This is a genomic window from Tardiphaga sp. 768_D3_N2_1, from assembly GCF_052076105.1.
Lineage (GTDB): Bacteria > Pseudomonadota > Alphaproteobacteria > Rhizobiales > Xanthobacteraceae > Tardiphaga.
Map to the genome: position 1 here is coordinate 5,481,201 of NZ_CP197245.1, position 13,179 is coordinate 5,494,379.

General features: G+C 62.7%; 11 protein-coding genes. 4 read left to right on the forward strand and 7 right to left on the reverse strand.

Features of this window, described 5'->3' with window-relative positions; genetic code table 11:
• Positions 1–62: 62 nt before the first annotated feature.
• The 6 genes from tsaE to ubiE all read right to left on the reverse strand — a co-directional run bounded on the left by tsaE (position 63) and on the right by ubiE (position 8,573).
• Positions 63–1,586 (reverse strand): tRNA (adenosine(37)-N6)-threonylcarbamoyltransferase complex ATPase subunit type 1 TsaE, encoded by a 1,524-nt coding sequence (tsaE, locus tag AB8A27_RS25810; protein ID WP_441244332.1) that lies wholly within the window; start codon positions 1,584–1,586, stop codon positions 63–65.
• Positions 1,583–4,105, reverse strand: coding sequence for an ATP-binding protein (locus AB8A27_RS25815; RefSeq protein ID WP_441245027.1), 2,523 nt, complete (start codon positions 4,103–4,105; stop codon positions 1,583–1,585). The genes tsaE and AB8A27_RS25815 overlap by 4 nt, the downstream gene beginning before the upstream one ends.
• Positions 4,106–4,278: 173 nt before the next feature.
• Positions 4,279–4,743, reverse strand: a complete 465-nt coding sequence (gene dut / locus AB8A27_RS25820) for a dUTP diphosphatase (RefSeq protein ID WP_441244333.1) — start codon at positions 4,741–4,743, stop codon at positions 4,279–4,281.
• Positions 4,740–6,185, reverse strand: coding sequence for a bifunctional phosphopantothenoylcysteine decarboxylase/phosphopantothenate--cysteine ligase CoaBC (gene coaBC, locus AB8A27_RS25825; RefSeq protein ID WP_441244334.1), 1,446 nt, complete (start codon positions 6,183–6,185; stop codon positions 4,740–4,742). The genes dut and coaBC overlap by 4 nt, the downstream gene beginning before the upstream one ends.
• Positions 6,186–6,246: 61 nt before the next feature.
• Positions 6,247–7,794 (reverse strand): 2-polyprenylphenol 6-hydroxylase, encoded by a 1,548-nt coding sequence (ubiB, locus tag AB8A27_RS25830; RefSeq protein ID WP_441245028.1) that lies wholly within the window; start codon positions 7,792–7,794, stop codon positions 6,247–6,249.
• 17 nt (positions 7,795–7,811) lie between these two features.
• Positions 7,812–8,573 (reverse strand): bifunctional demethylmenaquinone methyltransferase/2-methoxy-6-polyprenyl-1,4-benzoquinol methylase UbiE, encoded by a 762-nt coding sequence (gene ubiE / locus AB8A27_RS25835; protein WP_441245029.1) that lies wholly within the window; start codon positions 8,571–8,573, stop codon positions 7,812–7,814.
• 94 nt (positions 8,574–8,667) lie between these two features.
• Between ubiE and mutM the strand changes: the two genes are divergently transcribed.
• Positions 8,668–9,549 carry a bifunctional DNA-formamidopyrimidine glycosylase/DNA-(apurinic or apyrimidinic site) lyase gene (gene mutM / locus AB8A27_RS25840; RefSeq protein WP_441244335.1) on the forward strand — a complete coding sequence of 294 codons (882 nt, stop codon included), beginning with the start codon at positions 8,668–8,670 and terminating at the stop codon, positions 9,547–9,549.
• Between the two features lie 29 nt (positions 9,550–9,578).
• Positions 9,579–10,205, forward strand: coding sequence for a HEAT repeat domain-containing protein (locus AB8A27_RS25845; protein WP_441244336.1), 627 nt, complete (start codon positions 9,579–9,581; stop codon positions 10,203–10,205).
• 13 nt (positions 10,206–10,218) lie between these two features.
• On the opposite strand, the gene rutA is transcribed toward AB8A27_RS25845, so the two are convergent.
• Positions 10,219–11,319 (reverse strand): pyrimidine utilization protein A, encoded by a 1,101-nt coding sequence (gene rutA, locus AB8A27_RS25850; RefSeq protein ID WP_441244337.1) that lies wholly within the window; start codon positions 11,317–11,319, stop codon positions 10,219–10,221.
• A 185-nt stretch (positions 11,320–11,504) separates the two neighbouring features.
• On the opposite strand from rutA, the gene AB8A27_RS25855 reads away from it, so the two are divergent.
• Both AB8A27_RS25855 and AB8A27_RS25860 read left to right on the forward strand, forming a co-directional pair.
• Complete coding sequence (locus tag AB8A27_RS25855; RefSeq protein WP_441244338.1) at positions 11,505–12,302, forward strand: class I SAM-dependent methyltransferase; 798 nt, start codon at positions 11,505–11,507, stop codon at positions 12,300–12,302.
• Positions 12,303–12,477: 175 nt separating this feature from the next.
• Positions 12,478–13,155, forward strand: a complete 678-nt coding sequence (locus AB8A27_RS25860; RefSeq protein ID WP_441244339.1) for a PilZ domain-containing protein — start codon at positions 12,478–12,480, stop codon at positions 13,153–13,155.
• The last annotated feature ends 24 nt before the right edge of the window (positions 13,156–13,179 follow it).

Below are 13,179 nucleotides of genomic sequence, written 5' to 3' on the forward strand. Positions count from 1 at the left end.
CGCATGTGCAGGGCTCGTGCAGAGGATAAAACGTGCGCGACTAATAAGTGGTTAAGTAAGTGTTAGAATCGCGGCGGTGGTACATGCGTCGCATACCACTGCTGGAACGGCGCCAGCGTCGGATGCGCCAGTGAGCGGTTGAGATAGGTCCAGATCCGCGGCTGGTGCTTGAGATAATGTGGCTTGCCGTCGCGGCGATTGAGTCGCGCAAACGTCCCAAGCAATCGTGTGTTCCGCTGTGCCGACATGATCGCATAGAGTTCGGCAAAAGCCGCAGCATCGAAAGCGGGATCTGCTGTGCGGCGCGCCTTGATGTAGCGCGTCAGCATGGTCAGCTCCAGCTGCTCGGGCACGTCGATACGCGCGTCCTGCAGCAGCGAGACGAGATCATAGGCGGCGGGGCCGAGCACCGTGTCCTGAAAGTCGATCACACCGACCTTCCTGATGCCCTCGCGATCGTCGAGCCAGATGATATTCGGCGAATGGAAGTCGCGCAGCACCCAGGTCTTCGGCGCGGCCGCGGGCTTCGCCAGCAGTTCACGCCACATCGTGACAAATTCAGTGCGAGCGTCATCGGCAAGCGGTGCGTCGCGGTCTGGCAGATACCATTCCGGCATCAGACCGATCTCGACCAGCAATGCGTCCGTATCGAAGACGGGAATGGCGTAGTCGACATGCGGCAACAGCGGCAGCGTCTCCGGCAGCGTCTTGCTGTGCAGCAGAGCGAGCATGTCGGTCGCGATCTTGTAGCACTCGGCAATCGGTGCCGGCGGATCGCCTTCGATCACGGACGCTGTGCCGAAATCCTCGGTGATGAGAAAACCCGCATCGAGATCGGCGTGATGGATCGCTGGCGCGGAGATACCCTGCGCGCGTAGTCCATTCGCAATGGCAACGAACGGCTTGACGTCCTCCGCCAGATGCACCGCTGCGCTATAGGACTTGCCGTCATAGACCGGCGCACCGTCCGGTCGCTTCGGCGCATTCATCAGGATGAAGACGTCATCACCGCGGATCAGCCGCGCATAGGAGCGCGTCGAGGCATCGCCTGCCATGCGCTGGCGCGTGGCGTCGAGATAGCGCGCTTCTTCGAGAAATTCGCGCAATGCCTTGAGGCGCAGAACGACCGATGCGACCTTGCCGTGACCAGTGATCTCTGCTGCGCGCGCCACGGAGCCGAGCGCAGGGCGATGACTGAGCGCGATATCGATACGATCCGGCGGCAGCGTGCCGTCGGCGCGCTCCGGCCATTCGATCAGCGCGACCACGCCATCCGGCAGCGGCGACAGGCCGATCTCCTCGAGTTCGCTGGCGTCGTTGATGCGATAGAGATCGGCGTGAACAAGCGGAAACGGCGGAAGCTCGTAGTTCTGCGCCAGCGTGAAGGTCGGGCTCGGCACTTCGAGCTCGGGATCCCCGGCGAGATGGCGGATCATCGCGCGCGCGGCCGCCGTCTTGCCGGCGCCGAGATCGCCGGAGAGCGTGATGACATCGCCGGGGCCGATCAGCAGGGCGAGATCGGCCATCAATTGCGCAGTGGCGTTCTCATTTGCGAGCGCCAGCGAAAATGTGGTCGGTTCGGTCATTCGGCGGCGTTGCGATGCGCGGTCTGGTCGATGGGGAAGTCGCAGGTGACGGTGGTGCCCTTGCCGACCGCGGAATCGACGCGGACCTTGCCGCCATGCAGTTCGACGAAGGAGCGCACCAGCGACAGGCCGAGGCCGGCGCCGCGATGGCGTGAACCATTGGCGTGGCTCTCGAACCAGTCGAATACCTTGTCCTTCACTTCGGGCGGAATGCCGGGGCCGCGATCGGTGACGGTGAAGGTGATGGTGTGTTCAGACCGCCGCGCGGTCAGCGTAACCGCCGAATTTTGCGGGGCGAAGCCGACGGCATTGGCGAGCAGATTGTAGAGCACCTGCACGACACGGCTCTCGTCGCCGGTGAAGCTGCCGATCGCGGGATCAACTTCGATCTGCAGTGCGATGTGATCCTTCGCCAGACGATCCTGGATGCCTTCGGCTGCCGCGGAGATGGTCTTGCGAATATCGATCGGGCCGAGATTCAGCGTCATCGCGCCGGCGTCGATGGTGGCGAGATCCAGAATATTGTTGATGATCGCCAGCAGCGCGCCGGTCGAGGTGGTGATGTAGTCCAGATATTCGGCCTGCTTCGGCATCAGCGGGCCGGTAACGGGATCGCTGAGCAGATGCGCGAAGCCGATGATCGTGGTCAGCGGCGAACGCAGCTCGTAGGAGACGTGGTGGACGAAATCCACCTTCATCTGGTCGGCGGTCTCCAGCGCCTCGTTGCGCTCGCGCAACGCGCGCTCGACATTCTCGGCATCGGAAATGTCCTGGAACGTCAGCATGGTCGCGCCGTCAGGCAGCGGCATGGTCATGCAGGCGAGGACACTGCCGTCCTTGCGCTCCAGTTTGAGCGGCACCGACTTGCGATTGTCGATGCCGGTAATGGCGCTACGGATCGTCTGCCATGTCGGAGTATCGTCGAACAACGGCCGGCACCAGGTCTCGACCATCTCGATATGCGGCCGCTGCTCCAGCGCTTCGTCCGACAGCTTCCACATCTTGGCGAAAGCCGGATTGAACAGTTGCGCGCGACCGTTGCTGCCGAACACGGCGACGGCCTCGGCGAGATTGTCGAGCGTCTCGCGCTGAACGCGGATCAACCCGTCGAAGCGCCGTGCCAGTTCGAGACTCTCGGTCACATCGTCGAACAGATAGGTGACGCCGCCTTCGGGATTAGGCGTGGTGACGATCGAGAGCGCGCGGCCATCCGGCAGATACCAGACGTCCTTGGCTGCCTCGACGGCACGATAGGCCTCGTGCAGCTTGGACTTCCAGGTGCGGTAGTCGGACTGTTCCGGCAGTTTTCGCGCGGCCCTGAGACGATCCAGCACGCTTGAGTCGTCGGGATTGCTGTCGAGGAAGGTGCGGTCGAGATCCCACAGCCTTCGATACGAGTCGTTATAGAAAGCAAGGCGGCGCTGGCCGTCGAACACGGCGACACCGGACGACAACTGATCCAGCGTGCGGCGATGCGCTTCGGCCATGCGTACCAAAGCGGCTGATAGTGCGGCGGCTTCGCTGGCGTCGATGGCCATGCCGGCGCTGCCGCTGGCGACCTTTGCGGCGTGGACGTCGAAGATGCGGCGTTCGCCGGAAATCACGATCGGCACGCGCGCGGCAAAGGGCAGATTGTCGTTCAGCGCGCGCGCCAGATTGCTACGGTCGTCGCTGTCGAGCAGTTCCAGATTGCGACCGACCGCATCGCCCGCATCGGCCGCATCAGTCGCACGCGCATAGGCCGCATTGACGAAGCTCAAGCCGCCATCCGCACCCTTGGCCCAGATCGGCCATGGCGCGGCATTGGCAAAGCCACGGAGAACTTCGGCTTCTTCCGCAAGTTCCTTGTGACGCAGCGAGACTTCGGCGAGCTCGCGGCGCAAGCCACTCAATTCGCGAATCCGGACAATGGCCTGGCCGCCGATGGCGCGGCCCATCGCCTCGATGGCGCGGCCGCTCGAGGTCGTCAGGTTCAGCACAAAGCCTTCGCCGGCATCGAGCAGTGCGTCGACGGCGTGATCCATCCGCAGCGCGGGTTCCGGCGGCAGCCATGTTCCGAACGCGAGAATGCGCTGCGGCTGATGCTGCTGCGGGTCTTGCGACATCATCAATGCGGTGTCGCCGGAGATATCGGGGCGGGTTTCGCCCGCAGCCCAGGCGATCAACACCTGCGGTTCGGTGAACAGCAAGGCGCGAAACCGGTCGGACTCTACCTGCAGCGTATGGAGCTCGGCGCGCAGCTTCGCCTCGGTCTTGGCCGAGCGAATGCGATTGTGCATCAACAGGATGGCGGAGACGACGGAGAAGCCGAGCACGGCCGTCGCTGTCGTCAGAGCAGCGATTTCCTGGCGATCGAGATCGAGCAGATTGGCGAGCGTTTGGCTGATGAAGGGTTCGTCGGCGGCCGATGCCGAGGAGGTGGCCAGAAGTGCAGACGCACTGATGCCGACAAGCCCGTCGCGCACTATAGAAGTGCACGACAGCAAGGTCCGACGCATCGCCGCGATCACGCCTGACATCATTCGCCCCAAACCGCACGTCTTCCCCGGCAGCCCCTCACCACCAGCGAATCGTTCGACAATATCCGCTTCGGGAGTCGCCGGGTAAGAGTCCAGACCGTGAACGCCGAGTCCCCGGTTAAAAAATGCAGTCAGGTTTGATTCAAATGATGCGCGATATGACGAAATACGCGCTAGCGGCCGGTGGATCCGAACCCACCGCTGCCGCGTTCGGTTTCGCTGAGCGCCGCGGCCACCACGAGTTCCGCATGCGTGACCGGTGCGATCACCATCTGCGCGATTCGCTCGCCGCGTTTGATCGTGAAGTCTGCCGGGCCGTGATTGATCAGCAGCACGCCGATCTCACCGCGGTAATCGGCGTCGATGGTGCCCGGTGAGTTCAGCACGGTGATGCCGTGCTTGGCGGCAAGGCCGGAGCGTGGGCGCACCTGCGCCTCATAGCCGGGTGGTAGCGCGATAGTCAGCGCGGTCGGCACCAGCGCATATTTGCCGCTGGCGAGAATCATCGGGCTGTCTTCGGGAACCGCGGCGAGCAGATCGAGGCCGGCTGCATGTGCGGTCTGATAGGCCGGCAGGGCGAGGCCTGCGCCATGCGGGAGCTGCCGGACGTCGACCTGAACAGGGGTGGCAGCGCTCATGATGGATCTTTCGTGGATGGCGTCACGGTATCGGCGATTCGCGCGACCAGGGTCGTCGCGACCTGTTCCTTGCTCATCGGTGCCCATGAATCAACGGCGATATCGGCGCTGTCCTTGCTGCGTGTGAGCAGATGCACGGTGTTGTCGTCGCCGCCCATGATGCCGGTGGCCGGCGAGACGTCATTGGCGACGATCCAGTCGCAGCCCTTGCGCGCGATCTTGGCTTTCGCATTGTCGATCAGGTGTTCGGTCTCGGCGGCAAATCCGATCACCAGCGGCGGGCGATGCTCGGGAAGTTTCGAGATCGTCGCGAGAATGTCGGGATTTTCCGTGAGCTGCAGCGGCGCCATCGCAGCGCCGGCGGTCTTCTTCAGCTTCTGCGCGCCCTCGTTGACCACGCGCCAGTCGGCTACGGCCGCCGCGAAGATCGCGATGTCGACGGGCAGTGCGGACTGGACCGCAGCGAGCATGTCGCGCGCGGATTCGACATGCGTCACGGTCACGCCCGGGACTTCGTCGAGATCGACGGGACCCGAGACGAGAATCACCTCGGCGCCTGCAGCCCGTGCCGCAGCGGCAATTGCATAGCCCTGTTTGCCGGATGAGCGATTGGCGATGTAGCGCACGGGGTCGATCGGCTCATGGGTCGGGCCTGCGGTGATCAGCACGCGCTTGCCGGCCAGTGGCTTCGGCGTCGGTGGCCGCAGGAATGTGTGAGCGGCTATCGCGATCTCGGTCGGCTCCGCCATGCGGCCGACACCGGATTCGTTGCGCTCGGCCATCTCGCCGGCATTCGGTCCGATCATCCTGATGCCGTCACGCTGCAACTGCGCGACGTTGCGGCGCGTCGCGGCGTTATTCCACATCAGCGGATTCATTGCCGGCGCGATCAGGATCGGTTTGTCGGAGGCCAGAAGGATCGCAGACGCCAGATCGTCTGCATGACCATTCGCCATCTTCGCCATCAGGTCCGCCGTCGCCGGCGCAACCACGATCAGATCGCATTCCCTGGCGAGCCGAATATGCCCGGCATCGAATTCGCTTTGTGGGTCGAACAAGTCCGTATAGGCGCGCTCGTTGGACAGCGCGCTGGCGGCCAGCGGGGTGACGAATTGCTGCGCAGCGCGCGTCAGCACCACGCGGACATGGATGCCGCGTTCCTTTAGCCGGCGGATCAGATCGAGCGCTTTATAGGCCGCGATTCCGCCGCCGATGATGAGCGTCACGTGAAGCTGATCGCCGATATTTTTCAATGGCTTGGATAGGTTTTCGGGAACCGGCGCATCTTGCGAAAACCTTGCGTCAGTCTTGAGGTTATCTTGCGATGCGTCGCGCAGGATGACCCGCACCTCATCCTCGACCGATCGCCCGTTGCGCGCTGCCCGCAGTCGCAATTCGTCGCGAATGGCGTCGTCGAGCTTGCGGATCGTCAGGCTGGCCATGTGGCGTCTCGCGCTAATTTGATTGCAATGCTAGCACAAAATGCAGGCATTGCAATCAATCCTAGCGCACCGAGAGCAGTAGTCCCAGAAACGACAACGCGATCACCCAGACGCCCACCGTGCGCCAGCGCAGCTGCTTGGCCCGTGCCCGTGCGATGGCGGCGATGGTCGCATCGTCGAGCCTGACGCCGTCCCGGGTCATGGTCTCGAGCTGTTCGAGCACCGTCAGCGCGCGCGTTGCCATGGCCGGCAGGCTGCCGACGACCTTGCCGAGTTCGCCGGCGCCGGAGACCGCCCCCTGAATCTTGCCCAATGGGCCAAGATTACGCTCGATCCATTCGCGCACGACGGGATCGGCGACCTTCCAGATATCGAGCTTGGGATCGAAGCTTCGTGCGACGCCTTCGACGACGACCATGGTCTTCTGCAGCAGGATCAATTCCGGCCGCGTGCGCATGTCGAACAGACCGGTGACCTCGAGCAGCAGCGTCAGCAGCTTGGCCATCGAGATTTCTTCGGCGGTGCGATTGTGGATCGGCTCGCCGATGGCGCGGATCGCCTGTGCGAAATTCTCCACGGAGTGGTGACCCGGCACATAGCCGGCCTCGAAGTGAACTTCGGCGACGCGGCGATAGTCACGGGTGATGAAGCCCAGCAGAATCTCCGCGAGAAAGCGCCGTTCCTTCAGGCCAAGCCGGCCCATGATGCCGAAGTCGACGGCGACGAGGTGGCCGTCGCTGTCCAGAAACAAATTTCCGGGATGCATGTCGGCATGGAAAAAGCCGTCACGCAGCGCGTGACGCAGGAAGCTCTGGATCACCTTGCGGCCGAGATCCGGCAGATCGACGTTGGAGTCTTCCAGGCGCTTGTGATCGTTCAGCGCGATGCCGTCGATCCACTCCATCGTCAGAACATTGTGCGAGGTACGATCCCAGTCCACTTCGGGGACACGGAAATCCGGATCGTTGCGGGTGTTCTCCGCCATCTCGGACAGCGCAGCGGCTTCGAGACGGAGATCCATCTCCATGGCCACCGAGCGCGACATGGTGGTGATGATCTCGATCAGCCGCAGGCGCCGCGCTTCGGAAAAATGCTCTTCGGCCTTGTGGGCGACGTAAGCGAAATCGCCGAGGTCGCGGCGGAATTGCCCGGCGACATTCGGGCGCAGCACTTTCACGGCGTACGTCTTGCGGACACCGTCCCTGTCGATCTCGGCGCGATGCACTTGCGCGATCGAGGCCGCGGCGACCGGCGGGCTAAAGCTCGCATAGAGCTGCGCCACAGGGCGTTCCAGCGAAGCGGCGACGACGCCTTCGGCTTCGGTCAGGGAGAATGGCGGCAGCCTGTCCTGCAAGCTTTCAAGATCCCGCGCCATGGCAACGCCGACCACGTCGGGACGGGTCGCGAGAAACTGTCCGAGCTTGAGATAGGCAGGTCCAAGCCGCGTCAGCGCGCGCGACAGCCTTGCGCCGGATTTTGCGCCAGGCCGCTCAATGAGCCGCGCCATGCGCAGCGCGAGTTGCCCCGGCGGTGGCACCAGCGACGGATCGACGACGCCGAACACGCCTTCGCGCGCAAACACGAAACCGGCGCGGGCAAGCCGCGCCATATGAGAGAGACCAGCGATCACAAACGCCAGCCCGAATGCAGTGCGACGATGCCGCCCGAGAGAAGTTCGTATTTCACGCGCGAAAAGCCCGCATCGCGGATCATGTCGGCGAAGACGGGCGGCTTCGGAAACTTGCGGATCGATTCCACGAGATACTGATACGATTCAGAGTCGCCGGTGACGGCCTTGCCAAGCGGCGGGATCACCTTGAACGAGAACAGGTCATAGATCTTGTCGAGACCGGGCACGTCGACGGTCGAGAATTCGAGACAGAGAAAACGGCTGCCGGGCTTCAACACGCGGTAAGCTTCGCTGAGGGCGCGGTCGATGCGCGGCACGTTGCGGATGCCGAAGGCGATCGTATAGGCGTCATAGCTCTTGTCGGCGAATGGCAGCTCTTCCGCGTTGCCCTCGATGAAGGACACCTGATGTTCGAGATGCTGCTTGATGGCGCGCTCGCGGCCGACTGCCAGCATCCCCGTATTGATGTCGCAAACTGTCGCCGAGAAGCCGAGGCCCGACGCCCTGGCGGCGCGGAACGAGATGTCGCCGGTACCGCCGGCAACGTCCAGCAGCGCAAACGGCGCGTCCGAGCGCGGCGGGTTGAGCTGGTTGATCATCACGTCCTTCCAGACGCGATGCATGCCGCCGGACATCAGATCGTTCATCAGGTCGTAGCGCTGGGCCACGCTGTGGAACACGTCGTTCACCAGCGTCTGTTTTTCGCCCACCGGGACGTCCCTGAAGCCGAAATGGGTGGTTTCGCCCGGCTGATCCATCGTTTTCATCTCAAAAGCCTCAATGCGGCGGACCATAGCGCGCCGGCGCGCATGGGGCTATCACGTCCCTACCTCAAGGTGAATGACGTGAATCATGCCTGAATTACCCGAAGTCGAGACTGTCCGCCGGGGCCTGCAGCCGGCCATGGAGGGGTCCAGGATCACCCGCCTGGAATTGCGCCGGAAGGACCTGCGGTTTCCGTTTCAGCCGGATTTTGCCGGGAGGTTGCAGGGCCGGGTCATCACCAGCCTCGGCCGTCGCGCCAAATATCTGCTGGCGGATCTGGATTCCGGCGACGTGCTGCTGATGCATCTGGGCATGTCCGGCTCGTTCCGGGTGGTCTCCGATGAAAATAACGTGATGCCCGGCGCCTTCCATCATCCGCGTAGCGACGAACGCGCGCATGACCACGTGGTGTTTCACATGTCGTCGGGCCCGTCGGTGATCTACAACGATCCCCGTCGCTTCGGCTTCATGAGGATTTTTGCGCGCAGCGAGATCGATCAGGAGCCGTTCCTGAAGGACATCGGCCCGGAGCCGCTGGGCAACGCTTTCGATGCCGCGCTGCTGGCCAGCGCGACCGCGGGCAAGAAGACCAGTCTCAAGGCCGCGCTGCTCGATCAGCGCGTCGTCGCCGGCCTCGGCAACATTTATGTCTGTGAGGCGCTGTTTCGGTCGCATTTGTCGCCGCGGCGGCTGGCAGCGACGCTGGCGACCAAAAAAGGTGAACCAACCGATCACTCCAGACGACTGGTCATTGCGATCCACGAGGTGCTGAACCAGGCCATCAAGGCCGGCGGTTCATCGCTGCGCGATCATCGCCAGACCGATGGCGAGCTGGGTTACTTCCAGCACTCGTTTCAGGTCTACGACCGCGAAGGCGAGCCGTGCCAGACAGATGGCTGTTCGGGCATCGTGAAGCGCTTCGTGCAGAACGGACGGTCGACCTTTTGGTGCCCGAAGTGCCAGAGGTGACGTGACCGCTTCGAGACGGAGGGCGGCGTTTGACATCGGATCTATTTGAACGGTTTCGCGTCAGCTTCTTCGAGGATGCTGACTCCGCGCGTCAGGGCCTCGACCTCGAGGCGCTTGCACAACTCGTCGGCGAGGAACGCGCAGGCGCCGAGGATATGCTGCTCCAGCGTTTGCCTGACGCGCGCAGCGTGATTGGCCTGGGTGTGCTGCGCTCAGAGAAGGCGCAAGCCGAGTTGCAGGTTCTGTTCGAAGCCGAACGGCGGATGCAGCACGCGTCAAGAGACGGGGCGGGCGATGATTGGCAGCCTTATGCGCTGATACATCAGGCGAAGGCTTTGCTGCAGATCAGGCCGGATCGACGTTGGTCAGACGCTATCGTCGATATTCTCGCATCTGCGCCAGATGCGTTGCAGCGACAGAGTGCCGCCGAGGCACTTGGCGATGTTAACGAGCCTGCTGTGACACGCGCGTTGATCGTGGCGCTCGACGATTCCGATGCTCTGGTGCGTTACCACGCTGGTAAGGGGCTTCTCACCCGCCATGGTCTGGCCACAGACGCCCAGAAGACCCATTCCATGTTGCCCCGGGTGATGTCGCAGGACGCTGCACGCCGGGAATCCGGCAAGGAGCAAATCCTCGCAGCGATTGCCGGGTAATCGACGCCGGCGGTTACATCTCCTTCAATGCCGCTGCTGCAGCTTCTGCAACACCCTTGCGCGATGTCATCAGCGGCTGGATATGCCGCCCGAAGTCTTCGACGCCCTGAACGAAATCGTCGAAGGTGAGCAAGACGCCCTCGGTGCCCGGCACGGTGGCGACGTCGTCGAGCATGCGGGCGACATTTGCAAAGGAGCCTACGAAGGTCCCCATATTGATATTGACCGCTGACGTCGGGTCCGCCATCTGGCGAATATTCGTATCCTTGCCGGACTTGGTATCGGCGGCGCCCTGCACGCCCAGCCAGGCGACGGCATCGTGATCCACGCCGGCCTTGTAGTGCTCCCACTTGGCGAATGCGGCCTCGTCGGTCTCTGCCGCGATCACCATGAACAGGACATAGGTCGTGACGTGCCGACCGCTCTCCCGCGTGGCTTCGATCAGCCGTTCGGCGGCGGGAGCGAAATCGGTCGGGGTGTTGACGCCTTTGCCGAAGCAGAAATTGTAGTCGGCGTATTTTGCGGAGAAGGCCATTCCGGCGCCGCTCTGGCCGGCGCAAATGATCTTCATGTCGGCTTGCGGCCGCGGGCTGACACGGCAATCCTCCATCTGGAAGAACTCGCCCTTGCGATCCGAGGCGCCGGTCTGCCAGAGATCGCGGAGGATCTCGACATATTCCGAGAGATACTCGTAGCGGCGTGCGAAATAGTCGTCGCCCGGCCAGAGCCCCATCTGCGAATATTCAGGACGTTGCCAGCCGGTGATGAGATTGAGGCCGAAGCGGCCATGCGAAATCGAATCGATGGTCACAGCCATCCTTGCTGCAATCGCGGGAGGCATCACGAGTGTTGCGGCCGTGGCGAATAACTTGATGCGTTTGGTCACCGCGGCCAGTCCGGCCATCAGGGTGAAGGATTCCAGATTGTGATCCCAGAATTCGGTTTTTCCGCCGAAGCCACGTAGCTTGATCATCGAGAGCACGAAATCGAGCCCGTAATGTTCGGCCTTCAGCGTGACCTCCTTGTTGAGGTCAAAAGTCGGCATGTATTGCGGGGCATTTTCGGATAGTAACCAGCCATTGTTCCCGATTGGAATGAATACGCCGACTTTCATCTCGCTCTCCTCCGCAACCGCGTGACGCCCCAAGGCATCGCGAACCATTCGCTTGCGTTGAGCTAAGCAACAACCGTGCCGATACGTGCTTTCGCGCCGACCGCATGATCCCGCCACGAAGGCAGAGGTTGCAGGCGATGCATTTCCGTCCATGATCTGCCGCCAACACCCTATTGAGGACTCCCATGACCGACGCATCTTCCCCCTCCATCCGTTTCAACGACGGCGCGTCCTATGAGCGGATGATGGGTGTGTGGAGCCGCAATGCGGGCGAGATCTTTCTGGAGTGGATGGCGCCAAAGCCGGGGCTTGCCTGGGTCGATGTCGGCTGCGGCAATGGCGCGTTCACCCAGCTGATCGCCGAGCGTCATGCGCCAGCAAAGATCGACGGCATCGACCCCTCAGAGCCTCAGCTTGCCTATGCGCGGACGCGGCCGGGCGCGGCGATGGCCGCGTTCCATCAGGGCGATGCGATGGCGCTGCCGTTTCCGGATCGCAGCTTCGATGTGGCCGTGATGGCGCTGGTGATCTTCTTCGTGCCGGAGCCGGCCAGGGGCGTGTCGGAAATGGTTCGTGTCGTATCGCCCGGCGGCACGGTGGCCGCCTATGCCTGGGATATGGATGGCGGCGGTTTTCCGCTGGAGCCGATTCTTGGCGAACTCCGCAAAATGGGTCAGATGCCATCGCTTCCGCCGAGTGTGGACGCATCGCGCCTCGACGTGATGCAACCGTTATGGACCTCTGCCGGCCTGCGCGACGTCGAAACGCGCGTGATCGACGTGACTCGCGTGTTCACCGACTTCGAGGACTTCTGGGCGGCCTCGTCAGCGGGCCCGTCTGTGAAAGCGGCTTTGACGGTGATGTCGCCTGGAGAAATCGCGCAGCTCAAATCGCGTGTCCGGGCGGGACTTGCGGAGGATGCGACGGGCCGGATCACCTGCAGTGCCCGCGCCAATGCCATCAAGGGGCGAGTGTCCGGCTAAAGCCCTGACTAAGGCAAGGCTTCTGCCGGCTGCCATGGCCAAATAGCCGGGATTTGCAGGTAATATTTCCTCAACTTGAAGGGGTATATAAGTAACGAAATAACCACGGCGGGCGGAAATGCTCGCGTGGCTGGGTTTTCTATGGTGGTGGGAATGTACCGTAGAGGGTGAACCTGTGTCCGTCGAAAAATTCCTCAAGCAGCGGGCCGTCAATGTTGTCGTCAGCGGGCAATATACGCTGTCGAACTGGCTGGATTCCGAAGGCAGGCCGCGCAGCTTTGCTTGCCGGACTAGCCGCGTCTCGCCGTTCCGGATGATTGTCGATGTGCCGGTGGTCGGTCGTATCGGCGATCGCATCACGCCCTATTTCGGCGATTTCGGTCAGCTCGAAGGTCGCATCACGGACACTATCTCGGGCAGCTTTCTGCTCGAACTGAACATGACGCCGCCGATGCGCCAGAAGCTGTCGGACAAGCTCACCTGGCTGGAGAAATTCCAGAAGGACCCGATGGTGCGCGAGGAGCGCAAGCAGGCCCGCATCATTCCCGCGAGCCCGCATTCCATGCTGACCTTTGGCGACGGATCGATGAAAAGCTGTTTCGTCATCGATATGTCGGTGTCCGGCGCCGCGGTCTCGGCCGATATACAGCCGGAGGTCGGAACGCCGCTGGCGGTCGGTGCCTGCATCGGCCGCGTTGTGCGTCATCTCGAAGGCGGCTTCGCAGTGAAATTTGTCGAGCAGCAGAACCGCGAACAACTCGAACGCCGGATTATCCGCGCGCCCGCAGCGCCGCCGCCGCGTGCGACGCCGTTCGCGGCGCAGATGGATTCGATGTACGAGGAAGTGGACTAGCAAACGTCGGCACGCGTCTGAGTC

Bases quoted from the DNA above. Each gene is read 5' to 3' on its own strand.
- tsaE (WP_441244332.1), bottom strand. From the start codon at position 1,586: ATGACCGAACCGACCACATTTTCGCTGGCGCTCGCAAATGAGAACGCC.
- AB8A27_RS25815 (WP_441245027.1), bottom strand. From the start codon at position 4,105: ATGTCAGGCGTGATCGCGGCGATGCGTCGGACCTTGCTGTCGTGCACT.
- AB8A27_RS25855 (WP_441244338.1), top strand. From the start codon at position 11,505: ATGACCGACGCATCTTCCCCCTCCATCCGTTTCAACGACGGCGCGTCC.
- rutA (WP_441244337.1), bottom strand. From the start codon at position 11,319: ATGAAAGTCGGCGTATTCATTCCAATCGGGAACAATGGCTGGTTACTA.
- ubiB (WP_441245028.1), bottom strand. From the start codon at position 7,794: ATGGCGCGGCTTGCCCGCGCCGGTTTCGTGTTTGCGCGCGAAGGCGTG.
- ubiE (WP_441245029.1), bottom strand. From the start codon at position 8,573: ATGGATCAGCCGGGCGAAACCACCCATTTCGGCTTCAGGGACGTCCCG.
- coaBC (WP_441244334.1), bottom strand. From the start codon at position 6,185: ATGGCCAGCCTGACGATCCGCAAGCTCGACGACGCCATTCGCGACGAA.
- dut (WP_441244333.1), bottom strand. From the start codon at position 4,743: ATGAGCGCTGCCACCCCTGTTCAGGTCGACGTCCGGCAGCTCCCGCAT.
- mutM (WP_441244335.1), top strand. From the start codon at position 8,668: ATGCCTGAATTACCCGAAGTCGAGACTGTCCGCCGGGGCCTGCAGCCG.